Below are 23,878 nucleotides of genomic sequence, written 5' to 3' on the forward strand. Positions count from 1 at the left end.
GGCTAGACGAGGGTGTCGAGAATACTGTTGGCCACCGACGCCTTCGTCCCTGCGGCCTCGCCCACTATATCCCCGGCCGCATTGATGACGACGACGGTGTTGCCGTCTGTGGCGAAACCCTCGGTCCAGCCCACGGTGTTGAGGACAAGAACATCCGCACCCTTGCGCAGGATCTTCGCGCGACCGAGAGCGAGGAGCGCATCCCGATCACTCTCCGTCTCTGCTGCGAATCCGACGAGAACCTGGCCGGGCTGCCGAGCCTCGGCGAGTCCGTGCAGGATGTCGGGGTTCTTCACAAGGGTGAGCTGCAAGGTGTCGCCCTGCGTCTCCTTCTTGATCTTGCCCTCGGCGACGGCCTCCGGACGGTAGTCGGCCACGGCCGCGGCCATGATGACGATGTCGGCGGATGCCGCGGCGCCCGCAACCGCATCCCGCAACTCGAGCGTGGTCGACACGTGCTCCACGTGAACGGCGTCGGGCGCATGAACCTCGAGGTTCGCGCCGATGAGGGTGACGTCGGCGCCTCGCGCGGAAGCCGCCAGCGCGAGCGCCACACCCTGCTTGCCGCTCGAACGGTTGCCGATGAAGCGCACCGGGTCGAGCGGTTCGCGCGTACCGCCCGCGGTGATGACGATGCGCTTTCCGAGCAGGTCTTTCGGTGCAAGAACCGCCAGCGCTGCCGCGGCGATCTCGTCGGGCTCGACCATGCGGCCGGGGCCGGAATCCTTGCCCGTCAACTGCCCGATGCCGGGTCCGACGATCGTGACGCCGCGCGAGCGCAGCAGGGCGATGTTCGCGACCGTCGCCGGGTTCTGCCACATCTCGGTGTGCATCGCCGGGGCGATCACGACGGGCGCGGTCGAAGCGAGGATGGTGTTGCCGAGCAGGTCGTCGGCGAGGCCTGCGGCCAGTTTGGCGATCGAGTTGGCGGTGGCGGGGGCGACGACGATGAGGTCGGCGGCCTGGCCGATGGCCACATGGCGTACCTCGGCGACGCCCTCGTAGAGGTCGGTGTGCACGGGATTGCGGCTGATGGCCTCGAGAGTGGGCTTGCCCACAAAGCGGAGGGCGGCATCGGTGGCGACGACCTGCACGGAGTGGCCCGCCAGCACGAACGCGCGCACAACACCCACGGCCTTGTAGGCGGCGATGCCTCCGGTGATTCCGACGACGATGTTCACAGTGCCTCGATATTCACAGTGCCTCCGTTAACGAGTACTGAGGCCCCCGAAGTCAATCGAGAGCCCCAGAAGAGAAATGCTTAGTCTTCCGACAGGCGCTTCAGTTCGAGCTTGTCCTCGTTGATCTCGTGGAGAGCAACCGAGAGCGGCTTGTCGTCGATCGTGGAGTCGACGAGCGGCCCGACGTTGTCGAACAGGCTTCCCTCGTGGAGGTCGGCGTAGTAGTTGTTGATCTGGCGCGCACGCTTCGAGGCGAAGACGACGAGCTGGTACTTCGAGTCGACTTTCGAGAGCAGTTCGTCGATGGGCGGATCGATGATTCCGGTGTTCTTGCTGACCATAACGGTCTCCTTTGTTAGGGACGTGTGACAAAAAAGCTAGTGAGTGCGGGCATCAGGCTCCGGGCACTGCCATCAATTCTACGACCTCCCGGGCCGCTTCGCTGACTTCGGTGTTCACGACTTTCGCGTCGAACTCGTCCTGGGCGGCCAATTCGACTCGCGCAGTCTCGAGTCGGCGCTGCTGTTCGGCGGCATCCTCGGTGCCGCGACCGGTGAGTCTGCGCACGAGTTCAGCCCAGGTCGGTGGCAGCAGGAAGACGAGCAGCGCCTCCGGCATCACGGCCCGAACCGAACGAGCACCCTGCAGGTCGATCTCCAACAACACGCGCTTTCCCTCGGCAAGGGCTGCGTCGATCGGCCCGCGCGGGGTGCCGTAGCGGTAGGAGTTGTGCACGATCGCCCACTCGAGCATCTCGTTCTCGGCGATCATCCGATCGAATTCCGCGTCGGACACGAAGTAGTAGTGCACACCGTCGACTTCGCCGGGGCGCGGCTTACGGGTCGTCGCCGACACGCTGAGCGAGACATCGGGGTAGTTCTCGCGAATGTAGGTCGAGACGGTGCCCTTTCCGACCGCGGTAGGCCCGGCCAGCACCGTGAGGCGCGCGGGGCGTCCGCCGGCACGGGCCTGCAGGTAATCGCGCAGCACAACGCGCTGGCGCACGCCGAGGCCGCCCACGCGCTTCTTGTCGGAGATCGAGAGCTCGTCGAGAATGCGGGCGGTGCGTGTCGGACCCAGGCTCGGGATGCTGCCGAGCAGCTCCCGCACGCGCAGGCTCGCCTCGGCGCTCTCCGGCTCGGCCCAGCCGGTCTCCGCAACGTCGAGGGCGGTGCGCTCGCGCGTCGCGACGGCGTTCTTCACTGCCGCACGTGCCCGACGTGCGGCGACGGCGGCGATTCCGGCGGCGACGCGGTCTACGTCGGGCGGGGTGGGACGCGGGCTCACGACTGCACCGCCTTCGCGACTTCGTCGGCCTGCGCCGTGATGGCGGCGGCGAGTCCCGACGGCCCGGCCGAGAGAATGATGCGGGATGCGCTCACCACGACATTCGGCGTCGCACTCCCGTAGATGCGGCGCAGGTCGCTGAAGCTCGCGCCCTGATGGCCGAGCCCGGGGGCGAGCACGGGGATTACCGCGAGGCTCGCGTCATCGAAGCCGAAGCTCTCGAAGTCAACTGTCGCACCGATGACGGCACCGACGGAGCCGAGCGGCGCGCCCTCGGCGGTGTTCCAGTCCCGGATCCCGGAGAGGATCGTCGCCGTGACCGTACCGGCGTCACCGCGGGCGGTCTGGATCGACGCCGACTCGGGGTTCGACGTCGCGGCGAGCACGAACAATCCCTTGCCCGTCGCCAGGGCGAGATCGCGCGGGGCGCCGATGGAGCCGACACCCTGGAAGGCGGAGATCGTCATCGCGTCGGCTTCGAGCGGGCTGCCCGGCGTGAGCCAGGCCCGCCCGTACGCCTCGACGGTGGATCCGACGTCGCCGCGTTTGGCGTCGGCGATCACGAGGAGGCCACCCGAGCGCGCGGCGGCGAATACGGTCTCGAGGGCGGCGAAGCCCGCGGAGCCGTGCCGCTCGAAGAACGCGACCTGCGGCTTGAGGATACCGACGCGACCGACGGCGGCCTCGACGACCCGGAGGCCGAACTCGCGCAGTCCGTCGGGCGTGTCCGCGATGCCCCACTCGCTCATCAGGTACGGGTGCGGGTCTATTCCGACGCAGAGCTGTCCGCTCGCCGCGAAGACGTCGCTGAGTCGCTGTCCGAACGCGGTCATCCGGCGGCGAGCCCGTCTGCGTCCTTGGCGGCCAGCCGCCCAGCGCGGTCAATTGCGTAGGCCTGCAGCGACTTGACCTCGAAGCCCTCGCGGATCGCCTCGAAGGAGGCGACGGCCGCGCCGAGCTGCGCGATGGTCGTGAACAGCGGCTTGTCGGCGGCGACGGTGGCCGTGCGGATCTCGTATCCATCGGCGCGCGCACTGCGACCGCTCGGGGTGTTGATCACGACGTCCACCTCGCCCTGGTTGATCAGCTCGACGATCGACGGCTCGCCCTCGACGACCTGCTGGCCCTGGAAGTATTTGCGCACCACCCGGGCCTCGATGCCGTTGCGGTTCAGCACCTCGGCGGTTCCCTCGGTCGCGAGGATGGTGAAGCCGAGCTGGCGCAGGCGCAGCACGGGCAGCACGATCGCGCGCTTGTCGCGGTCGGCGACAGACACGAAGACGCTGCCCGAGGTGGGGAGGCCACCATAGGCGGCCTCCTGGCTCTTGGCGAACGCCTTCGGGAAGTTGGAGTCGATGCCCATGACCTCACCGGTCGAGCGCATCTCCGGCCCGAGCACAGAGTCGACGACCTGGCCCTCCTTGGTTCGGAAGCGCTTGAACGGCAGCACGGCCTCCTTGACGGAGATCGGCGAATCGAGGGGAACCACGGATCCATCCTGAACGGGGAGCATGCCACCCGCAACAAGTTCGCGGATCGACTGCCCGACCATGATGAGCGAGGCTGCCTTGGCGAGCGGGATTCCGAGGGCCTTGGAGACGAACGGTACCGTGCGCGAGGCACGCGGGTTGGCCTCGAGCACGTAGAGGATCCCCTGGCCGATGGCGAACTGCACGTTGATGAGTCCGCGAACCCCGATGCCCTTGGCAATGGCGAGCGTCGCATCCCGAACGCGGTCGATCACGTCACGGCCGAGAGTCACGGGCGGCAGCGTGCAGGCCGAGTCGCCGGAGTGGATACCGGCCTCCTCGATGTGCTCCATGATGCCGCCGATGTACAGCTCCTTGCCGTCGTAGAGCGCGTCGATGTCGATTTCAATCGCGTCATCGAGGAAGCGGTCCACGAGCAGCGGCGAGCCGGGCGCGATGATCGCCTGGTCCTTGACGCGCTCGAAGTAGTCGAACATCGACTCGGTGTCGTAGACGATCTCCATGCCGCGGCCGCCGAGCACGTGCGAGGGACGCACGAGAACCGGGTAGCCGATCTGCTCGGCGATCGCCACGGCCTCGCGGTCGTTGGTCGCGGTGCCGTTGCGGGGCGCGATGAGCCCGGCCTCGTCGAGGATCTTCGAGAACAGCCCGCGCTCCTCGGCGAGGTCGATCGCCTCGGGGCTCGTGCCCAGAATCGGCACGCCGGCTTCCTTGAGACCCTGCGCGAGCCCGAGGGCGGTCTGGCCGCCGAGCTGCACGACGACCCCGACGATCTCGCCGCTCTGGCTCTCGGCGTGCACGATCTCGAGCACGTCCTCCAGCGTCAGCGGCTCGAAGTACAGGCGGTCCGAGGTGTCGTAGTCGGTGGAGACCGTCTCGGGGTTGCAGTTGATCATGATCGTCTCGTAGCCGGCGGCGGAGAGCGCGAAGCTCGCGTGCACGCAGCTGTAGTCGAACTCGATGCCCTGCCCGATGCGGTTCGGACCCGAGCCCAGGATGATCACCTTGCGACGATCGCTCGGGATCACCTCGGTCTCGGAGTCGTAGCTCGAGTAGTGGTACGGCGTGAGGGCCGGGAACTCGCCCGCGCAGGTGTCCACGGTCTTGAAGACCGGGCGCACGCCGAGCTGGTAGCGCAGGGCGCGTACCTCGGCCTCGGAGAGATCGCGGATCTCGGCGATCTGCGCGTCGCTGAAACCGTGGTCCTTCGCAAGACGGAAGAGCGAGGCATCCAGTGCACGAAGCGTGCCGAGTTCGGCAGCCACCTCATTGATCAGGACGATCTGGTCGATGAACCATGGGTCGATCTTGGTGGCGTCGAAGACCTCGGCCGCGGTGGCGCCGGCGACGAGCGCCTGCTGCACCGTGACGATCCGGCCGTCGGTCGGAACCGAGGCGAGCTCGAGCAGCGCCTTCTTGTCGCGCTTGACCTGGCGCCAGTGGAAGCTGCTCCCCCGCTTCTCGAGCGAGCGCAGCGCCTTCTGCAGCGCGGTAGAGAAGTTGCGGCCGATGGCCATCGCCTCGCCGACCGACTTCATGGTCGTGGTGAGGGTGGTGTCGGCGGCCGGGAACTTCTCGAAGGCGAAACGCGGCACCTTGACGACCACGTAGTCGAGGGTGGGCTCGAACGATGCCGGGGTGACCTTCGTGATGTCGTTCGGGATCTCGTCGAGGCGGTAGCCGATGGCGAGCTTCGCGGCGATCTTGGCGATCGGGAACCCCGTCGCCTTCGAGGCGAGGGCGCTCGAGCGTGAGACGCGCGGGTTCATCTCGATGACGATGATGCGACCATTGGCTGGGTCGATCGCGAACTGGATGTTGCAGCCACCGGTGTCGACGCCGACGGCGCGGATGATGTCGATGCCGATGTCGCGCAGCTTCTGGTACTCGCGGTCGGTCAGGGTGAGGGCGGGCGCGACGGTGATCGAGTCACCCGTGTGCACACCGACCGGGTCGACGTTCTCGATCGAGCAGACGACGACCGTGTTGTCGGCCGTGTCGCGCATGAGCTCGAGCTCGTATTCCTTCCAGCCCATGATGCTCTCCTCGAGCAGCACCTCGGTGGTCGGGCTCTGGTGCAGGCCGTCGCCGACCATACGAATGAGCTCCTCGCGGTCGTATGCGAAGCCCGAGCCCAGTCCGCCCATGGTGAACGAGGGGCGGATGACGAGCGGGTAGCCCAGGTCCTCCGCGAAGTCGATGGCCTCGGCGACGGTGTGCGCGATGTAGCTCTTCGCCACGTCCGCTCCCGCGTCGAGCACAAGCTGCTTGAAGATCTGGCGGTCCTCGCCCTTGTTGATCGCCTCGAAGTTGGCGCCGATCAGCTCGACGTTGTACTTCTCGAGAATGCCGTGGTTGTGCAGGTCGATCGCCGCGTTGAGCGCCGTCTGCCCACCGAGGGTCGGCAGTATCGCGTCCGGCTTCTCCTTCTGGATGATCGACTCGATGATCTGCCAGGTGATGGGCTCGATGTAGGTCGCGTCAGCGAAATCGGGGTCGGTCATGATCGTGGCCGGGTTCGAATTCACGAGGATGACGCGCACCCCCTCCTCGCGGAGCACACGGCACGCCTGGGTGCCGGAGTAATCGAACTCGGCCGCCTGGCCGATGACGATCGGGCCGGAGCCGATCACCAGGACCGACTTGATGTCTTCCCTCTTGGGCATTAGTTCTTGTCCTTCAGGTTGGCGACAACCAGGTCTCTAAACCGGTCGAACAGGTAGTTGGAGTCGTGCGGCCCTGCGGCCGCCTCCGGGTGGTACTGCACGCTGAACGCGGGGATGTCGAGGGCGTTCAGCCCTTCCACCACGTTGTCGTTGAGGTTGACGTGGCTGACTTCGACCCGGCCGAAGCCCGTCGAGCTCTCCGAGATGACGCCGATGGGCGCATCGACCGCGAATCCGTGGTTGTGCGAGGTGACCTCCACCCTTCCGGTCGAGGTGTCGACCACCGGCTGGTTGATGCCACGGTGCCCGAAGCCCAGCTTGTAGGTGCCGAAACCGAGCGCGCGCCCGAGAAGCTGGTTGCCGAAGCAGATGCCGAAGAAGGGGACATCTGCTCGCAGAATGCCCTGCAGCAGCTCGACGTGCTGATCGGAGGCGCCGGGGTCGCCGGGCCCATTGGAGTAGAAGGCGCCGACGGGATCGAGGGCGAGAACGTCATCCAGCGTCGCCGACTGCGGCAGCACGTGCACGTCGAAGCCGCGCGCGGCGAGGTAGTTCAGCGTCGAGGTCTTGACGCCGAGGTCGAGTACCGCGAGGTTGCCGATGCGGTCGCCTTCGGCCGGGATGACGTACTTCTCGATCGTCGAGACCTGGCCGGAGAGGTTGAGGCCCGCCATGGCCGCACCGCCCTGCACGGTGCGCAGCTGCTCGTCGGGGCTGAGGCTCGCGTCACCACCGGAGAACACACCGGCGCGCATGGAACCGGCGTCGCGCAGGCGGCGGGTGACCGCGCGCGTGTCTATGCCGCTGATCCCGATGATGCCCTGCGCGACGAGGTCGTCCTCGAGGCTGCGCTGGGAGCGGAAGTTGGAGACCACACGGGAGGGGTCGCGCACGACGAACCCGGCGACCCAGAGCTTGGCGGACTCGAGGTCTTCGTCGTTCATGCCCGTGTTGCCGATGTGCGGCGCCGTCATCACGACGATCTGGCCGGCGTAGCTCGGGTCGGAGAGCGTCTCCTGGTAGCCGGTCATGCCGGTCGCGAAGACCGCCTCGCCGAGCGAACGACCGCGTGCGCCGTACGCGGCACCGTCGTAGCGGGTGCCGTCCTCGAGTACGAGTACCGCGGGCTCGAAGCCCCTCGTGGGTTGTGTCACTGTGTTGCACCTGTTCTCTTTGACATCACTGCGCTGACCGCGGCCAGCAGATCATCGGGTTCGTTCACCCGGAAGTAGCTCTCGACAGCCGTCTCGCCGAGGTTCCAGGCGATGCGGATCAGCCCGTTCTCCTCGACCACGCGATCGATCGTCCAGGTCGCCCGGTCGACGCCCGTCAGGTCGGCGGTTGGCACGAAGACGTTCTCGCCGGGGATGCCGAACGCGACGCCTACGTCCGCGACCACCAGTTCGACCTTCGCCCGGAAGCCCAGTCCGCCCACCGCGATGCGGTTGAGCTGCTGGCCGGAGACCGTCGTGGCGACGTAGAAGCCCTCGAAGGTTCCGCGTTCGAAACCGAGCTCGGCGGGCACCTGCTGCGGTTTCGGGATACCGCCCTGGCGGCGCTGGCGCCCGCGCCACCCCCAGTACATCAGTCCGAGCAGCACGAGCAGAAAGGCCAGGACGAACGCCATAAGAACGCCCCTATCCATGGCGCACCTGCGCTGCGACCGTCTCGATGTCCACGAGCTCGCCGTCGAGCACCGTGGCATAGCCGTTGTGGATGGTCGCCATGACCTGCCCGGGCAGCGTGCGCTCGAGGTAGGGCGAGTTGACGCTGCGTCCGTGCAGCTGGTCGACAGTGAAGGTGCGCGAGACGCTCGGGTCGTAGAGCGTGAAGTTGGCGACGGATCCCACGGCGAAGGGGGCGTCGTAGCCGGCGAGGCGACCGATCTCGGCGGGCTTCGTCGACAGCACGCGGGCGACGTCGGCGAAGCTCAGCTGGCCGGAATCCACGACCGCGGCCTGCACAACGCTCAGCGCGGACTCGAGGCCGACCATGCCGTTCGCCGCTTCATCCCACGCGCACTCCTTGGCTTCGAGCGGGTGCGGGGCGTGGTCGGTCGCGACGATGTCGATCGTGCCGTCGGCGAGGGCCGCGCGCAGGGCGAGCACATCATCTTCGCGCCGCAGCGGGGGGTTCACCTTGAAGCGAGAGTCGTAGCCGCGCACGAGCTGCTCGGTGAGCAGGAGGTGGTGCGGCGTGACCTCTGCCGTGACCTGGATGCCGCGGGCCTTCGCCCAGCGGATCACGTCGACGGATCCGGCGGTCGAGACGTGGCAGACGTGCAGGCGTGCTCCGACGTGCTGGGCGAGCAGTACGTCACGGGCGATGATCGACTCTTCGGCGACGGCGGGCCAGCCGGTGAGTCCGAGTTCGCTCGACAGCTCCCCCTCGTTCATCTGGGCGCCCTCGGTGAGCCGCGGCTCCTGCGGGTGCTGTGCGATGACGCCGTCGAAGGTCTTCACGTACTCGAGGGCGCGGCGCATCAGCAGCGGGTCGGAGACACAGATGCCGTCGTCCGAGAACACGCGGACCTGTGCACGGGATGACGCCATGGCGCCGATCTCGCTCAACTGCGTGCCGCCGAGCCCCACGGTGACGGCCCCGATCGGACGCACCGTGACGTAGCCGTGCTCGGCACCCAGGGACTGCACCTGCTCGACGACGCCCGCGGTGTCGGAGACCGGCTTGGTGTTGGCCATGGCGAAGACCGCGGTGAAACCGCCGATCGCTGCCGCGCGGGATCCGGTGAGCACCGTCTCGCTCTGCTCGAATCCGGGTTCGCGGAGGTGCGTGTGCAGGTCGACCAGGCCGGGCAGGGCGGTGAGGCCCGCGGCGTCGATCGTGCGGTCGATGGTGCCGCCCGCCTCAGCGATGCGGCCGTCGCGCACGTGCAGGTCGCCGGTGGTTCCGTCGGGCAGGGTTGCGCCCGTGATCAGAATCGAGGTCACGAGACACCGCCAGCGAGCAGCAAGTAGAGCACAGCCATCCTTATCGATACCCCGTTAGCGACCTGTTCGAGCACTGTCGATCGGGGAGAATCGGCGGCGTTCGCGGAGATTTCGAGGCCGCGGTTCATCGGTCCGGGGTGCATCACCAGACTACCGTCCGGCAGCTTCGCGAGCCGCTCGTCGTCGAGCCCCCACTGCCTCGAGTACTCGCGTGCGGTCGGGAAGAACGCGGCGTGCATCCGCTCGCTCTGGATGCGCAGCATCATGATCACGTCGGGCTGCGCCGCGATCGCCTGGTCGAGGTCGTAGCCGATGGTGACCGGCCAGCCATCGATGCCGAGCGGCACGAGGGTGGCGGGTGCCACGAGGTGCACCTCGGCTCCGAGGGTGGTCAGCAGCCAGACGTTCGAGCGCGCGACCCGCGAGTGCAGGATGTCGCCGACGATCGTGACGCGCACCCCGTCGAGGGCCTTGCCGCGCGCCCCGTGACCGTGCAGCCGGCGGCGGATGGTGAACGCGTCGAGCAGCGCCTGGGTCGGGTGTTCGTGGGTGCCGTCCCCGGCGTTCACGATTCCCGCGTCGATCCACCCGCTCTGCGCGAGCACGTTCGGTGCTCCGGATGCATGGTGCCGGATGACCACCGCATCCGCACCGATCGCGGCCAGGGTCTGCGCCGTGTCCTTGAGGCTCTCGCCCTTTGAGACACTCGAGCCCTTCGCGCTGAAGTTGATCACGTCGGCGCTGAGGCGCTTGGCGGCAGCCTCGAACGAGATGCGCGTGCGGGTCGAGTCCTCGAAGAAGAGGTTCACGACCGTCTTGCCGCGGAGCGCCGGAAGCTTCTTGACCTCGCGTGTCGCGACATCCGCCATGTCCTCGGCGATGTCGAGGATCGCGACGGCCTCGTCACGCGAAAGGTCCTTTGTGGAGAGCAGGTGCCTCATTCGATCGTCACCTCATCCGTTCCGTCGACCTCTTCGAGGTGCACGTTGATGCGCTCGGCGAGCGAAGAGGGCAGGTTCTTGCCCACGAAGTCGGCGCGGATGGGCAGTTCGCGGTGTCCGCGGTCGACGAGGGCCGCGAGGCGCACGGCGCGAGGGCGGCCGAGGTCGTTGATCGCGTTGAGTGCGGCCCGGATCGTGCGGCCGGAGAACAGCACGTCATCCACCAGCACGACGGTCTTTCCGTCGATGCCGCCGGACGGGATGCTCGTCGGGGAAGGCGCGCGGGTCGGGTTCTTCGCGAGGTCGTCGCGGTACATGGTGACGTCGAGGGACCCAATCGACACGGCCCCGGGCTCGATGCCGTCGAGGATCAGTCCGAGGCGGCGGGCGAGGATGACGCCGCGCGTCGGGATGCCGAGAAGCACCAGATCGGAGGAGCCACGGTTGGACTCAAGGATCTCGTGTGAGATGCGAGTCAACGCCCGGGTGATATCAGCCTGCTGCATGACGATCCGTGCAGTCATTCTGACCTCCTTCCCCGCCTCTCTGGACGGAACTTAAAGGATGTCTGTTTCGACCACTATAGCCCGACGGGAGCGTCCCTCGACGAACCGCGTTTCACACACGCGGCGAGGAGCCGGGTGGCCTCGCGCGCGTCCGCCGCCGTGAAGCTGCCCTCGCCCGTACGCCGCCAATCGATCACCCGGGAGATCAGGGCCGCGTACTCGGGGAACTCGCTGATGGCGAACAGGCCGGCTTCGGCCTTGGAGACGATCCGCCCCTGCTCGATGGTCACCACGAGCCGCGGTGGGCCGAGCACGACCCAGGCGACGGCGGCAGCCGAGACCGGTGCGCTGCCTCTCGTGAAGAGGGCGCGCTTGCGGGCATTCCGGCCGAGGGGGCGCCAGTAGGAGACGAGGTTGGCCGCGCTGAACTCCGCGGCGCGGCGTGCGGTCCGCGCGTCCGCCTCCGGCGCGGGACTCCATGGCCCGAGCCCCGACTGTGCGATTTCCGCGCGGGGCGCTCCCCCGAGCTCCAGCCAGGTGACCCACGAGAGCTGGTCGCCCGCAACACCGAGGCGGAACTCGCCGTCCACAACCTGGGGTGCCGACGGCACCGAGTCGGGACCGTCGGCCAGCTGGTCGACGGTGAGATAGAGGGCGTCGACGGGAGTCGTCGCCTTTGTGGCGGCGTGTAGTGCGACGAGAGCCGCGACATCCCGCTCGAGAATCGGACGCCAGGTCACGATGACCAGGTCGATGTCGCTGCGCGCCTCGTGCCAGTCGTCGGTTGCCGCAGAGCCCGTGACGTACACGCTCTCGACCAGGCCCGGGAAGCGCGCGAGAAGCGCCGAGACGAAGGTCTCGATGCGCGGCAGCGCGCGCTCGTCGATTTCGGCCACCCAACGAGGCTAGTCGAGAGGCGCGATCAACCCCAGCGCTTGAGTAGCGCGCGTTCGATCAGGCCGACGATGGTGTCGGTGATGATGCCGAACAGGCCGAGCAGCAGGATCGTGAGGAATAGCCGGTCGATGCGGCCGTTCTGGTTCGAGTCGGTGAGCAGCCAGCCGAGGCCCATCGAGGCTCCGAGCAGCTCGGCGGCGACCAGGAACAACCAGGACTGCGCGAGGGCCAGGCGGAGCCCGGAGATGACAGCGGGGACCACCGCGGGCAGCTGCACGAGGCTCAGCAGCCGCACGCCCGTATAGCCGTAGGCGCGACCCGCCTCGAGCAGTTGGGGGTCGACGTGCCGAAGCGCATTCGACACCACCGTGTACACGGGGAAGAACGCGCCGATCGCGATCAGGGTTACCTTCGAGTCCTCGTTGATGCCGAGGTAGAGGCCGAGCAGCGGCACCCACGCGAGCGACGGGATCGCACGCAGGCCGCCGAGGCTCGGGCTGATGAGGTAGTTGCCGAGACGCGAGAGCCCCACGAACGACGCGATGACCAGGCCGATCGTCGAGCCGATCACAAAGCCGAGAATGACGCGCTGCACCGAGATCGCGATATGGATGCCGAGCACCCCGCGATTGACGAGGTCGACACCGGCGAGGAACACCGACGCGGGTGACGGCAGTCGGTAGGCCGGGATGACGTCGAGCACGATGATGAGCTGCCAGATGCCGACGAGCGCCACCGGCAGTGCAGCACCGAGCAGGATACGCGTGCCGAGGGGGAGGTCGCCTCCCGCACGGCGGCGCACCGCAGTGGACGATCTCACGGCTGCGAGATCGTCCACGCGGAGTGGTTCAGAGGACAACGAGTCAGCCGATCAGGTCAGGGTTGGCGTTGTCGATGAACTCGGTGTTGAACAGGCTGTCGAGGGCGTCGTCGATCGCGCCCTGGTCAGCGACCGCGCCGGATTCGACGAAAATCGGGCCGATGATGGCGAGCACGTCGGTCTGCGCCGTGCCCGGCTTCGGGTCGATGTCGAGGGCGGTGCGCTCGAGCAGCACGGACTTGGCGATCGCGATGTCGATGCCGGCGACGTCTGCAAGGATCTGCGCGGCGTCATCGGGGTTCTCGGCGGCCCAGGCGCGGGCCTTCTCGTAGGCACTCACCACGACCTGCGCGATGTCGGGCGACGCAGAGAGGAACTCCTCGGTGCCGTTGAGCAGGCCGTAACTGTTGAAGTCGGGGTTGTCGTAGATGATCTTCGATCCGGCGGTCACAACGCTCGCGGAGAGCAGCGGGTCGAGACCGGCCCATGCGTCGATGGTTCCGGCTTCGAGAGCCGTCTTGCCGTCGGCGTGCTGCAGCTGCGTGATGGTCACCTCGTCGAGGCCCACACCGGCTTCCTCGAGCGCCTGGAGCAGGAAGAAGTAGGGGTCGGTTCCGGCGTTGGCACCGATGTTCTTGCCCTTGAGGTCTTCGACGGAGTCGATGCTCGAGTCCTTGCCGACCAGGATCGCCGCCCAGTTCGGCTGCGAGTAGACGTCGATCGACTGGATCGGCGAGCCGTTCGAGCGCGCGAGCAATGCGGCTGAACCGGCGGTCGAGCCGATGTCGATGGAACCGGCCCGCAGGGCGTCGTTGGCGGCGGCCGAGCCCGCGGACTGGATCCAGTTGACGGTGACCTTGTCGCCGAAGGTGTCTTCGAGCCAGCCCTGGTCCTTGATGATCAGGCTCAGCGGGTTGTAGGTCGCGAAGTCGATGTTGAGCACGTCGCTCGAGAAGCTGCCCGGGAGGGTCTCCTTCGGCTCGGGCGCGATGTTCGAGCCTTCACCGGCGACACAGCCGGTCAGGATGAGCGCCGCTGCCGTGGCGACGGCGGCGATCGAGAGAATGCGTTTGTGGGTCATGGGGTCCTCAGAGGGTGTGTGCGGGATGGTGTGTCGAAACGCCGAGCCCCTCGAGGAGCTCGGCGCGTAGGTGGGCGAGTGCTGCGTTGCCCCGGTCGCGGGGACGCGCGCCGGGAACGGTGATGACGGTGCGGATGACGGCACCAGAGTCTGCTGCGTAGCCGGGCTCGACGCCGAGCAGCACCACGCGGTCGGCGAGATAGAGCGCCTCTTCCACGTCGTGAGTGACAAACAGGATGGTCGCGGGCTCGGCCGCGTGCAGGTCGAGCAGCAGGTCCTGCATGGTGAGCCGGGTGAGGGCGTCGAGGGCACCGAACGGCTCGTCGAGCAGGAGCACACCCGGGCCGCGGGCGAGGGCTCGCGCGAGGGACGCGCGCTGTGCCATCCCACCGGAGATCTGTCGGGGACGCAGGCCGCCTGCGTCGGTGAGCTGCACGAGCCGCAGCAGCTCCTCAACGCGCTGCCTGCCGGCGTCTGAGGCGGTGCCTCGGGCAAGGCCCACCTCGATGTTGCGACGCACCGAGCGCCAGGGCAGCAGGCGCGGCTCCTGGAAGGCGACGGCGGAGCGCGGGTCGATGCCGGTTACCGGGTTGCCGTCAATCTCGACGTTTCCCTCGGTCGGCTGGTCAAGCCCGCCGATCTGGCGGAGCAGGGTCGATTTGCCACAACCGGACGGCCCGAGCAGGGCGACGATCTCCCCCGGAGCGATCTCGAGGTCCACCTCGCGCAGCACCCGGCGCGGCTGGGCGCCCTTCTCCGCGGCGGGGAACGTGCGGCCCACGCCGTTCAGCGAGACGGGCAGCGCGGTGGAGGACATGGGTACGACGGTAGGGCTCGCGCCCACCTCCCCGACAATCGGGGCGTAACGCGGCGAAATCTAACGCAACATCGACCGCGCCTCGCGTTGCACGGCCGCCGCCACTCGCCCGAGCGCCGCGGAGTCGAGCGCCCACTGCTGCCAGTACAGCGGCACGGTGACGGCAGCGCCGGGATCGAGCTCCACCAGCGTTCCCTCTGCGAGCAGGTCGCGCGACTGCAGGTCGGGCACCATGCCCCAGCCGAGGCCGAGGGCAACGGAATCCACAAAGGCATTAGATCCCGGGATGTGGTGGCGCGGCGGGGCGGACGGCTCCACCCCGCGAGAGCGCAGGTAGTCGTCCTGCAGCGTGTCCTTGCGGTCGAACACGACAACCGGCGCGGACTCGAGCGGCAGCCCGGCTATCGCGGGCACGCCGAGCGGACGGTAGGTCATGCTGCCGAGCGGCGTCACCGTGCAGCCCTGCACCGCCTCGGGTACCGAGGTGATCGCGGCCATGACCGTGCCGTCCCGCAGCAGGTCGGTCGAGTGTCCCTGGTCTTCGCGCAGCACGTCGACGCAGACGCCGTCCAGGCCCACGAAGGCAGGAAGCAGCCAGGTCGCGAGGGAATCGGCGTTGGCGACGAGCGGGATGCTCGTGCGCGCGCTTCCCGGGTCGAGCGCCGCGACCGTATCCCGTTCGAGCAGTTCGAGTTGCCGCGCGAGGCGCATGAGGATCGCGCCGGAGTCGGTGAGCCGGGCCGGTTTGGAGCGCAGCACGAGCACCCGGCCGAGCTGGCCCTCGAGGGCCTTGATCCGCTGGCTCACCGCCGAGGGCGTGACGTTCATCGAACGCGCGGCGGCATCGAAGCTGCCCCCGTCGACGACGGCGATGAGGGTGCGGAGCTGGTCGAGTTGTACATCCATGAAGCGATTCTAATGAACGGTGAGAATCATTAGTTGGACTCGGGATGAGCGGCACTCTAGCGTGGGAACCGTGCTGCTCCCCCTCCTCTCCGGCTTCACCACCGGCGCCTCACTCATCATCGCCATCGGTGCCCAGAACGCCTTTGTGCTGCGTCAGGGCGTGCGCCGCGAGCACGTGCTGCCGATCGTGCTGGTCTGCGCACTCTCTGACGCGATCCTGATCACGCTCGGCGTCGCCGGTATCGGGGCGCTTGTCGAGGCCGCGCCGCTCGCGCTCACCATCGTGACCTGGGCGGGCGCGCTCTTCCTCCTCGGCTACGCGTTTCTTGCGGCCAAGCGGGCCATCCGCCCGTCAGCCCTCGAGGCCGGGGCGGGCACGGCGACGACCATGATTGCGGCGGTCCTCACCGCGGTCGCACTGACCTGGCTGAACCCGCACGTCTATCTCGACACCGTGCTGCTGCTGGGCTCGCTCGCCGCGACGCACGGGATCGAGGGCAAGTGGTGGTTCGCCGCGGGTGCCGTGCTCGCGAGTTTCATCTGGTTCACGGCCCTCGGCTACGGAGCTCGCCTGCTGGCGGGAGTCTTCGCGAGACCCATTGCGTGGCGCGTGCTCGACGGCATCATCGCGGTGGTCATGGCGACCCTCGCGGTGATGCTATTGCTGCGCTGAGTCCTAAACGCGAGTCTGGGCAACCCGCGCGAGCAGGCCGTTCACAAATCCGGCGGAGTCCTCGGTGCTGAGCACCGTCGCCGACTCGACGGCCTCGGAGATCGCGACGCCGTCGGGGATCTCCTCGTTGAAGAGGATCTCCCACATGCCGATGCGAACGATGGCGCGGTCGACGGCGGGCATCCGGCTGATGGTCCAGCCCTGCGCGTACGTCTCGATCAGTTCGTCGATCTCGTCGCCGTGCTCCGTGATCCCGACAACGATCTCGCGGGCATAGCCCCACGAGTTCGCCCGCTTGGGATCATTGTCGGCACGAGCCTGCTCGGCCGCGAGGGCTTCGTTGATGGACTGTCCACGGACATCCGCCCCGTACAGGACATCTAAAGCGCGCTTACGCGCTTTGGAGCGAGCACCCATCAGTCGTTGACGCGACCCAGGTAGCTGCCGTCGCGCGTGTCGACCTTGACCTTGGTGCCCTGCTCGAGGAACAGCGGAACCTGGATCTGGTAGCCGGTCTCGACCGTTGCGGGCTTGGTACCGCCGGTCGAGCGGTCGCCCTGAAGGCCCGGCTCGGTGTACGTGATCTCGAGGGTGACCGACGCAGGCAGCTCGACGTAGAGCGGCGCCTCGTTGTGCAGCGCGATGGTCACGTTCTGGTTCTCGAGCATGAAGTTCTTGGCGTCGCCGACCTGCGCGGCGGACAGCGTGATCTGGTCGTAGGTGCCCAGGTCCATGAAGACGAAGTTCTCGCCGTCGGCGTAGAGGTACTGATAGTCGGCGCGGTCGACGACCTCGGTCTCGATCTTGGCACCGGCGTTGAACGTGCGGTCGACGACCTTGCCGCTCATGACGTTCTTGACCTTGGTGCGCACGAACGCGCCACCCTTGCCGGGCTTGACGTGCTGGAAGTCGATGACGGTCCACAGCTGGCCGTCCATGTTGAGAACGACGCCGTTCTTGATGTCAGCGGTGGAGTCAGCCATGGTGTTTCCGTTCGTGTGAAGGTTGCGGGGCTCTCGAAGAACCCCAGCGAGTCTACCGGTCTAGGCGCGGACGCGGAGAATGGCGCTCAGCGCCAGCACGTACGACTCGAATCCGAAGCCGGCGATGACCCCCGTTGCGACCCCGGAGATGACGCTGTTGTGACGGAACTCCTCGCGCGCGTGCGGGTTCGAAATGTGCACCTCGATGAGGGTGCCTCCCGCCTTGGTGACGAGCGACGCGGCATCCCGAAGACCGTACGAATAGTGAGTGAATGCCGCGGGATTGAGGATGACGGGAGCGCCGGAATCGACCGCTTCGTGCAACCACCCGATGAGCGTGCCCTCGTCGTCGGTCTGGCGCAGGTCGATGGTGGTGCCCTCCGGCGCCTCGGCGTTCAGCAGCGCCTCGAGTGCCGGCAGGTCCTGGTCGCCGTACACGTCGGGCTCGCGGCTGCCGAGACGGCCGAGGTTGGGACCGTTGAGGACGAGGATGCTGCTCATGGGGCCAGCCTAGCGGCGCGCTAGTGTCGAGCCATGGACGACGAGGCTATGCGGGCACTGGCTGCGGCGTACTGGGCCGAGCCCGGCGGCGATGAGTGGGCGGTCGTCGAGGACTACGCCTCGGCCAACTCGCCGGAGCTGCCGGGGGCGATCGCAGCCATGGTCGAGACTGTGCCAGCAGATACATCGTTGTCGATGATCGGCACCGGTCCCATCGAAACGCTCACCCACGGTGGGGCGACCGGCCCGGACGTGGTCGCCGTGCTGCGCGCGACCCGTCTCAGCAGCCAGGTTCTCACGGAGATCCTCAGCGGGGTCTGGCCGTCGATCCTCGCCGAACTCGGCATGGGCCAGCACCTGCGCGGTCTGCTATCGACCGCTGACCTCGAGCGGCTGCTGAATCGAACCGCCTAGATTGCTAGGGTTTTCGCATGCCTCCGGAGACACCCGCCGCCGACCCGACGTCTGCCATCGCCGCCATCATCGGGGTCATCGCCCTCATCGCCGTGTTCGGCTTCGTCCTGCTGATCGTCGGTCGTGCTCGCAACCTCCGCCGCGTGATGAAGTCCCGGCCGACTATGCCGATGTTCGACGCCGACCTACCGCCTTCGAGACCGCAGGAGCGGCCCGAGCGCAGCACCGAGTTCCGGCTCGCGACCCTCGACAACCTCATGATGCAGGGCAAGATCACGGCCGACGAATACAAGGAAGCTCGCGCGAAAGTGCTGGGTGACGTCTAGCAGGCCTGGCTAGACCCCGACCTCCTGGTAGGCCGCGAAGAGCATCGGCTCCTCGGGGCCCGCGAGCGTGGTCGGCTTTCCGACGGCATCCAGCACGATGAAGCGCAGCATGCCCGCACGGGCCTTCTTGTCGCGCTGCATGGTGGCGAGCAGGGTCTGCCAGCGGCCCACCGGGTAGTCGATCGGCAGAGTGAGTGACTTCAGGATGCTGCGGTGTCGATCCACCACGCTGGGGTCGAGTTTCCCGGCCAGCGATGCGAGCTCCGCGGCGAAAACCATGCCGACGGAGATCGCGGCACCGTGACGCCAGCGATAGCGCTCGGCATGCTCGATGGCGTGGCCGAGCGTGTGTCCGTAGTTGAGGATCTCGCGCAGCCCCGACTCCTTGAAGTCCTCGCTGACGACGCGGGCCTTGAGCGCGACGGACTTCTCGATGAGGCTGCGGAACTCGGGTGTCGTCGGATCGGTCGCGACCGCGACATCCGCTTCGATCGTGTCAAGGATCGTCGGGTCGCCGATGAAGCCGCACTTCACGATCTCGGCGAAGCCGGCCAGGATCTCGTTCTTCGGCAGGGTGTCGAGGGTGTCGAGGTCGACGAGCACGGCGGCCGGGGCGTAGAAGGAGCCCACGAGATTCTTGCCCTCGGCCGTGTTGATGCCGGTCTTGCCACCGATCGAGGCGTCGACCATGCCGAGCACCGAGGTCGGCACCTGGACGAGCTTCACTCCGCGCAGCCAGGTGGCGGCGACGAAGCCGGCGAGGTCGGTTGTCGCTCCCCCACCGAAGCCGATGACGGCGTCGGTGCGCGTGAAGTCGGTCTGGCCCATGATCTGCCAGCAGAAGGCCGCCACCTCGACGCGCTTGGCATCCTCCGCTTCGGGCACCTCGGCGAGCAGAACCTCGTAGCGCCCGACGAGCGACTCACGCAGCGCATTTGCCTTGGCGCCGAGTGTCGCGGGGTGCACGATGAGCACCTTGGCGACGCCACCGCCGAGCGTTTCGGCGATGTTCGCGACCAGCCCGCGACCGATGGTCACGTCGTACGGGTCGAGTCCGGTGATCGGGATGACGGTGTGCGCGCTCATGGTCGTTCCTCCTGCAGCCAGCCGAGCAGTTCGGTGGCGATGTGGTCGAGTGGGCGGTTCGAGGTGTCGACGCTGCGCGTCGCGAGCCGCTCGTATATGGGAGTGCGCGCCTCGACGAGGGCGACCCAGGCGCCGAGGCCGTCGCGCACGAGGGGGCGCTTGCTGCCGGCGATGCGCTTCTCCACTGCTTCGGGTGTCACGGTGAGCAACAGAACGCGGTGGGCGGCGAGATCGACCTGTGTGTCGGCGTCGAGCACGGCTCCCCCGCCGAGCGCGACCACGGCCTTGTTCTGCAGGGCAGCGGCGACGTGTTCCCGCTCGATTGCGCGGAAGTGCGGCTCCCCGTGCAGCTCGAACATCGCGGCGATCGCACCGTGCTCGGCGACGATGGTCTTGTCGGTGTCGATGAAGGGCACGTCGAGCAATTTGGCGAGGCGCTTGCCCAGCCGGGTCTTGCCCGCGCCGGGGGCGCCGATGAGCACGACTACCGGACGATCGGTCCCAGGCAGGGTGTCAGGCACGGTCGCCGGTGGAACGGGCGGTGGTCAGCGCATCCGGGATCGCGGCAAGGTAGCCGGCGAGGTTGCGCTTCGTCTCCTTGATGGAGTCGCCGCCGAATTTCTCGATCACCGAATTTGCCAGCACGAGCGCGACCATGGCTTCTGCGACTACACCCGCGGCGGGCACCGCGCAGACGTCCGAGCGCTGGTGGTGGGCTTCCGCAGCACCGCCGGTCGCGACGTCCACTGTCCGCAGCGCGTGAGGAACCGTGGCGATCGGCTTCATGCCGGCCCGCACCCGGAGGATGGTGCCCGTGGACATGCCGCCCTCGGTGCCGCCGGCCTTGTCGCTCAGTCGCTCGATGCCGTCGTCGCCCTGTACGAGCTCATCGTGCGCTTCGGAGCCGCGACGGCGGGTGGTCTCGAAGCCGTCGCCGACCTCGACGCCCTTGATTGCCTGGATTCCCATCAGCGCCGCAGCGAGCTGCGAGTCGAGGCGGCGATCCCAGTGCACGTACGAGCCGAGCCCCGGGGGGACACCGTAGGCGAGCACCTCGACGACGCCGCCGAGTGTGTCGCCATCCTTTTGGGCGCGATCGACCTCATCCACCATCAGGGCGGATGTCGCGGGGTCGAAGCAGCGCAGCAGGTCCGCGTCGAGCAACTCGACGTCAGCGGGCACGGGCAGCGCGGATCCCTCGGGGACGCGCACGGTACCGATGGACAGGGTGTGGGCGACGAGGGATATCCCCAGCTCGCCGAGGAAGGCGCGGGCCACGGCGCCGAGGGCGACGCGTGCCGCGGTTTCGCGGGCACTCGCGCGCTCGAGCACGTTGCGCGACTCATCGAAGCCGTATTTCTGCATGCCGACGAGGTCCGCGTGGCCGGGGCGGGGACGCGTCAGGGGTGCACCGCGGCCCTTGGGCAGGCTCTCGAGATCGACAGGTGAGGCGCTCATGACGTCGACCCAGCGGTGCCACTCGGTGTTGCCGATGCGCAGGGCGATCGGGCTGCCCATGGTGAGACCGAAGCGCACACCACCGGAGATGGTGAGCTCGTCCTCCTCGAACTTCATGCGCGCACCGCGGCCGTAGCCGAGCTTGCGACGCGCCAGATCGGCCCGGATGTCGTCGAGGCTCACCGGGACGCCGGCGGGCAGCCCCTCGAGAATGGCAACGAGTTCGGGCCCGTGAGACTCACCTGCGGTCAACCAACGAAGCATGGGTAAATCCTCCCACAGCCTGCTACGCGACAGCGCCGCGCATGGCCGCAAGCACGCTCGCCTCGTTCGGCAGCACCGTGACCGGCGATCCGGTCACGAAGATGCGCACCTGGGCGAGGGCCTGGTGCAGCAGCATCTCAAGCCCGGACACGACGGTTCCGTCGACCTGCAGCCACTGCACGGCGAGAGTGCTCGGCCAGGGGTCGTAGGCGACGTCGAACAGCACGGCACCGCGGCGGGTGGCCTCGTCGAACAGCACCCCGGAGTCGACGCTGCCGGGCAGCGCGCTCGCGACGAGATCGGGAGCCGGGCCATCCAGAACCTCAAGCGGGTGAACCGTGACCTCCACCCCCAGTGAATCGCCCAGCGAAACAAGCGGAGCAGCCTTCGCTGCGGTGCGGGCGAGCACGGCGATCTCCCGTGCCCCGAGCTCGGCGACGGCGACGACGATGGATGCGGCCGTCGCGCCCGCCCCGAGGAGCTGCACCCGCCGCAACTCCCCCAGCCCGGCCTCGCGGAGCGCCTGGGTGACGCCGTGCACGTCGGTATTGAACCCGCGGATGGTGCGGGTGGCCTCGCCGTCGGCACCCGGGGCGCCCGGTTCGAACAGCACGGTGTTCGCGGCCCCGGTGAGGGTCACGAGCGAATCGCTCGAGCTGAGAACGGGCAGCACGTCGCGCTTGAGTGGCATGGTGAGCGAGAGGCCGCGCCATCCCGAATCGCGGGAGAGGATGAACGACGCGAGCTCCTCGCCCGACATCTCGACCCGGTCGTACTGCCAGTCGAGCCCGAGCGCGGCGTAGGCGGCGGCGTGGAGCAGAGGCGATTTGGAGTGCACGATCGGCTGGCCGAGCACGGCCAGCCGGGTGCCGCTAACCACAGTAGGCCTTGTTTTCCTCACTCGCCTGGCACCAGTCGCGCAGCCGCTGGGCAGCTGCCTCGTGCTGGTCGGCGGTTTCGGAGAACACGGTCTCACCAGTCTTCAGGTTGATCGGCACGAAGAAGAACCACGGGCCGTCAACGGGATGTGCCGCCGCATCGATCGCGAGATCGCCGGGCAGTCCGATCGGGCCGATCGGCAGGCCGGGGTTGGCGTAGGTGTTGTACTTGTTGCTCGCGTCGGCCCGTTCGGCCTTGGTCGTCCACACGGTCGTGAAGTTGCCGGTGCCGTAGGCGACGGAGGCGTCCGACTGCAGCTTCCAGCCCTTGGTGTTCAGGCGGTTGGTGAAGACGCGCGAGATCTTGTAGAAGTCGTCTTTGTTCGGCCCGGCCTCGCGCTGGATGAGTGCGGCCATGGTGAGCACCCGGTGGCGGTCGGCCTCGGCGACACCGGCCGCGTCGAGGCGCTTGATCATCTCGGTGACGAGCACCTGCAGCACCTGCTTGGCGCTCTGGCCGGGCTCGAGCGGGTAGGTCGCGGGGAAGATCCAGCCCTCGAGGCTGACCTCGCTCGCCGGAACCCCGAGCGACACATAGTCCTTCGCGGCGGCCTCGAAGTCGGCAACCGGCAGGCCGGTGGCCGAGGCGAGCAGCGTCAGAGCGCTCGGGAGGGTCGAGCCCTCCTTGATCGTCACGCGATTGGTGACCTTGTTGGCCGGATCCTGCAGCGCGGCGAGGGCGGACTTCGCACTCATCTCCTTGTGCAGGGTGTAGTTACCCGGCATGAAGTTGACCTGCGGATCCTGAACGAGCAGCAGCTGGTAGAAGGCGGTGAAGGTCATCGTGACGCCCTCCTGCTGCAGGGTGCGCGCGACATCCTCGCCGATCTGGTCCTTCTCGATCACGATGACGACTTCTTCGTCGGTGCCGGTTCCCTCGTAGTCACTCGGCAGCTCGATACCGAGCAGGCTGCGGATCTGCGGCTCGTAGTTGGTCCAGCCGTATACGCCGACTCCCGCGATGAGAACGATGAAGGCGAGCAGAACAAAGACCCAGGCGAAGCGGCGCTTGCGCTTGGGCTTTCCGAGCCCGTTGTCGCCGCCGTCGGAGCCGCGCTGCTTCCTCGGTGACTTCGCTGCGCTTCGGGATGACGTTCGCCCGTGCTCGAGCTCGCGCAGCTCGCGCCGGGACAGCGGCGCACCCGTGTCGCGGGCGGAGGGCATGGCTCCGCTGGCCGCGTCCTGCGGCTGCGATGTGAAGATCTCGTCCCAGCTTGGCTCGTTGCTCACGATTCCAGTCCTTCGTCCGGGTCAACGACGATGCCCGCAGGGATTTCACGGGAGCGCTCGAAGTCGAGGGCGTGCTGCAAAATTATAACGGCGGCAACCTGATCGATCACTGGTCGCGACTGCTTCGAACTGCGTCCGGAGGTGCGGAGGGCTGCCTGCGCGGAGACCGTCGAAAGGCGCTCATCCACGAGACGCACCGCCACCGGAAGTGCGATCGCGAGTCTAGCGGCAAATCGCGAGGCATCCTCCGTTGAGGCAGTGGCGCGGCCGGAGAGCGCGAGCGGAAGCCCGACGATCACCTCGAGCGCGTCGAGTTCCCGGGCGATCGCCGCAAGGCGCGCAATATCGCCGTCTCCGCGCTGCACGGTCTCGACCGGGGTCGCGAGCATGCCGTGCAGGTCGCTACGGGACACCCCGATGCGGACGGTGCCGACGTCGACACCGACCCGCACTCCGGAGCGCATC

General features: G+C 67.8%; 27 protein-coding genes. 3 read left to right on the top strand and 24 right to left on the bottom strand.

Annotation, left to right across the window (positions count from 1 at the left end):
- Positions 1 to 2 precede the first annotated feature (2 nt).
- The 15 genes from coaBC to EYE40_RS04745 form a co-directional block, all read right to left on the bottom strand.
- Positions 3 to 1,181 carry a bifunctional phosphopantothenoylcysteine decarboxylase/phosphopantothenate--cysteine ligase CoaBC gene (gene coaBC, locus EYE40_RS04675; protein WP_130980860.1) on the bottom strand — a complete coding sequence of 393 codons (1,179 nt, stop codon included), beginning with the start codon at positions 1,179 to 1,181 and terminating at the stop codon, positions 3 to 5.
- 80 nt (positions 1,182 to 1,261) lie between these two features.
- Positions 1,262 to 1,522, bottom strand: a complete 261-nt coding sequence (gene rpoZ / locus EYE40_RS04680) for a DNA-directed RNA polymerase subunit omega (RefSeq protein WP_130980861.1) — start codon at positions 1,520 to 1,522, stop codon at positions 1,262 to 1,264.
- A gap of 52 nt (positions 1,523 to 1,574) precedes the next feature.
- Positions 1,575 to 2,468: a guanylate kinase gene (gene gmk / locus EYE40_RS04685; protein WP_130980862.1), complete on the bottom strand. Its 894-nt coding sequence runs from the start codon at positions 2,466 to 2,468 to the stop codon at positions 1,575 to 1,577.
- On the bottom strand, positions 2,465 to 3,301 hold the full coding sequence (gene pyrF / locus EYE40_RS04690) for an orotidine-5'-phosphate decarboxylase (RefSeq protein WP_130980863.1): 837 nt from the start codon (positions 3,299 to 3,301) through the stop codon (positions 2,465 to 2,467). The genes gmk and pyrF overlap by 4 nt, the downstream gene beginning before the upstream one ends.
- Entirely contained in the window at positions 3,298 to 6,624 is a 3,327-nt protein-coding gene (gene carB, locus EYE40_RS04695; protein ID WP_130980864.1) for a carbamoyl-phosphate synthase large subunit, read from the bottom strand. Before carB ends, pyrF begins: the two co-directional genes overlap by 4 nt.
- Positions 6,624 to 7,778, bottom strand: a complete 1,155-nt coding sequence (gene carA, locus EYE40_RS04700) for a glutamine-hydrolyzing carbamoyl-phosphate synthase small subunit (RefSeq protein ID WP_130980865.1) — start codon at positions 7,776 to 7,778, stop codon at positions 6,624 to 6,626. Before carA ends, carB begins: the two co-directional genes overlap by 1 nt.
- A complete protein-coding gene (locus tag EYE40_RS04705; RefSeq protein WP_130980866.1) occupies positions 7,775 to 8,251 on the bottom strand; it encodes a PH-like domain-containing protein in 477 nt (158 codons plus the stop codon). Before EYE40_RS04705 ends, carA begins: the two co-directional genes overlap by 4 nt.
- Before the next feature lie 10 nt (positions 8,252 to 8,261).
- The gene (locus EYE40_RS04710; protein ID WP_130980867.1) at positions 8,262 to 9,572 is read right to left on the bottom strand and encodes a dihydroorotase; all 1,311 of its coding nucleotides are present in this window, start codon (positions 9,570 to 9,572) and stop codon (positions 8,262 to 8,264) included.
- A complete protein-coding gene (locus EYE40_RS04715; protein WP_130980868.1) occupies positions 9,569 to 10,513 on the bottom strand; it encodes an aspartate carbamoyltransferase catalytic subunit in 945 nt (314 codons plus the stop codon). Before EYE40_RS04715 ends, EYE40_RS04710 begins: the two co-directional genes overlap by 4 nt.
- The gene (gene pyrR / locus EYE40_RS04720; RefSeq protein WP_130980869.1) at positions 10,510 to 11,037 is read right to left on the bottom strand and encodes a bifunctional pyr operon transcriptional regulator/uracil phosphoribosyltransferase PyrR; all 528 of its coding nucleotides are present in this window, start codon (positions 11,035 to 11,037) and stop codon (positions 10,510 to 10,512) included. Before pyrR ends, EYE40_RS04715 begins: the two co-directional genes overlap by 4 nt.
- 56 nt (positions 11,038 to 11,093) lie before the next feature.
- Positions 11,094 to 11,915 carry a nucleotidyltransferase domain-containing protein gene (locus EYE40_RS04725; protein ID WP_130980870.1) on the bottom strand — a complete coding sequence of 274 codons (822 nt, stop codon included), beginning with the start codon at positions 11,913 to 11,915 and terminating at the stop codon, positions 11,094 to 11,096.
- Between the two features lie 26 nt (positions 11,916 to 11,941).
- The gene (locus EYE40_RS04730; protein WP_193554482.1) at positions 11,942 to 12,754 is read right to left on the bottom strand and encodes an ABC transporter permease; all 813 of its coding nucleotides are present in this window, start codon (positions 12,752 to 12,754) and stop codon (positions 11,942 to 11,944) included.
- 25 nt (positions 12,755 to 12,779) lie between these two features.
- Positions 12,780 to 13,817: an aliphatic sulfonate ABC transporter substrate-binding protein gene (locus EYE40_RS04735; RefSeq protein ID WP_130980871.1), complete on the bottom strand. Its 1,038-nt coding sequence runs from the start codon at positions 13,815 to 13,817 to the stop codon at positions 12,780 to 12,782.
- Between the two features lie 7 nt (positions 13,818 to 13,824).
- Positions 13,825 to 14,634, bottom strand: a complete 810-nt coding sequence (locus tag EYE40_RS04740; protein ID WP_130980872.1) for an ABC transporter ATP-binding protein — start codon at positions 14,632 to 14,634, stop codon at positions 13,825 to 13,827.
- 60 nt (positions 14,635 to 14,694) lie between these two features.
- Complete coding sequence (locus EYE40_RS04745) at positions 14,695 to 15,540, bottom strand: LysR family transcriptional regulator ArgP (RefSeq protein ID WP_130980873.1); 846 nt, start codon at positions 15,538 to 15,540, stop codon at positions 14,695 to 14,697.
- A 70-nt stretch (positions 15,541 to 15,610) separates the two neighbouring features.
- On the opposite strand from EYE40_RS04745, the gene EYE40_RS04750 reads away from it, so the two are divergent.
- A complete protein-coding gene (locus EYE40_RS04750) occupies positions 15,611 to 16,213 on the top strand; it encodes a LysE/ArgO family amino acid transporter (protein WP_204742213.1) in 603 nt (200 codons plus the stop codon).
- A 3-nt stretch (positions 16,214 to 16,216) separates the two neighbouring features.
- Here EYE40_RS04750 and nusB read toward each other — a convergent pair whose 3' ends face one another.
- Genes nusB through EYE40_RS04765 form a run of 3 tightly spaced genes read right to left on the bottom strand, consistent with a single transcriptional unit; the run spans position 16,217 to position 17,697 of the window.
- Positions 16,217 to 16,630: a transcription antitermination factor NusB gene (gene nusB, locus EYE40_RS04755; RefSeq protein WP_130980874.1), complete on the bottom strand. Its 414-nt coding sequence runs from the start codon at positions 16,628 to 16,630 to the stop codon at positions 16,217 to 16,219.
- Complete coding sequence (gene efp / locus EYE40_RS04760) at positions 16,630 to 17,196, bottom strand: elongation factor P (RefSeq protein WP_130980875.1); 567 nt, start codon at positions 17,194 to 17,196, stop codon at positions 16,630 to 16,632. Before efp ends, nusB begins: the two co-directional genes overlap by 1 nt.
- A gap of 60 nt (positions 17,197 to 17,256) precedes the next feature.
- Complete coding sequence (locus tag EYE40_RS04765; RefSeq protein ID WP_130980876.1) at positions 17,257 to 17,697, bottom strand: type II 3-dehydroquinate dehydratase; 441 nt, start codon at positions 17,695 to 17,697, stop codon at positions 17,257 to 17,259.
- A gap of 33 nt (positions 17,698 to 17,730) precedes the next feature.
- Between EYE40_RS04765 and EYE40_RS04770 the strand changes: the two genes are divergently transcribed.
- Positions 17,731 to 18,111, top strand: a complete 381-nt coding sequence (locus EYE40_RS04770) for a hypothetical protein (protein ID WP_130980877.1) — start codon at positions 17,731 to 17,733, stop codon at positions 18,109 to 18,111.
- 17 nt (positions 18,112 to 18,128) lie between these two features.
- A complete protein-coding gene (locus EYE40_RS04775; RefSeq protein ID WP_130980878.1) occupies positions 18,129 to 18,437 on the top strand; it encodes a hypothetical protein in 309 nt (102 codons plus the stop codon).
- A gap of 9 nt (positions 18,438 to 18,446) precedes the next feature.
- Here the strand turns inward: EYE40_RS04775 and aroB are convergent, their stop codons facing one another.
- Genes aroB through ruvX form a run of 6 tightly spaced genes read right to left on the bottom strand, consistent with a single transcriptional unit; the run spans position 18,447 to position 23,877 of the window.
- Complete coding sequence (gene aroB / locus EYE40_RS04780) at positions 18,447 to 19,523, bottom strand: 3-dehydroquinate synthase (RefSeq protein WP_130980879.1); 1,077 nt, start codon at positions 19,521 to 19,523, stop codon at positions 18,447 to 18,449.
- The gene (locus EYE40_RS04785; RefSeq protein ID WP_240034716.1) at positions 19,520 to 20,044 is read right to left on the bottom strand and encodes a shikimate kinase; all 525 of its coding nucleotides are present in this window, start codon (positions 20,042 to 20,044) and stop codon (positions 19,520 to 19,522) included. The genes aroB and EYE40_RS04785 overlap by 4 nt, the downstream gene beginning before the upstream one ends.
- A complete protein-coding gene (aroC, locus tag EYE40_RS04790) occupies positions 20,037 to 21,245 on the bottom strand; it encodes a chorismate synthase (protein WP_130980880.1) in 1,209 nt (402 codons plus the stop codon). The genes EYE40_RS04785 and aroC overlap by 8 nt, the downstream gene beginning before the upstream one ends.
- Positions 21,246 to 21,267: 22 nt before the next feature.
- Positions 21,268 to 22,125, bottom strand: a complete 858-nt coding sequence (locus EYE40_RS04795) for a shikimate dehydrogenase family protein (RefSeq protein WP_130980881.1) — start codon at positions 22,123 to 22,125, stop codon at positions 21,268 to 21,270.
- Positions 22,118 to 23,413 (bottom strand): endolytic transglycosylase MltG, encoded by a 1,296-nt coding sequence (mltG, locus tag EYE40_RS04800; RefSeq protein ID WP_130980882.1) that lies wholly within the window; start codon positions 23,411 to 23,413, stop codon positions 22,118 to 22,120. Before mltG ends, EYE40_RS04795 begins: the two co-directional genes overlap by 8 nt.
- Positions 23,410 to 23,877, bottom strand: a complete 468-nt coding sequence (gene ruvX / locus EYE40_RS04805) for a Holliday junction resolvase RuvX (protein ID WP_193554483.1) — start codon at positions 23,875 to 23,877, stop codon at positions 23,410 to 23,412. Before ruvX ends, mltG begins: the two co-directional genes overlap by 4 nt.
- Position 23,878 lies beyond the last annotated feature (1 nt).

Origin of the sequence: Glaciihabitans arcticus (genome assembly GCF_004310685.1) — a bacterium.
GTDB lineage: Bacteria > Actinomycetota > Actinomycetes > Actinomycetales > Microbacteriaceae > Conyzicola > Conyzicola arctica.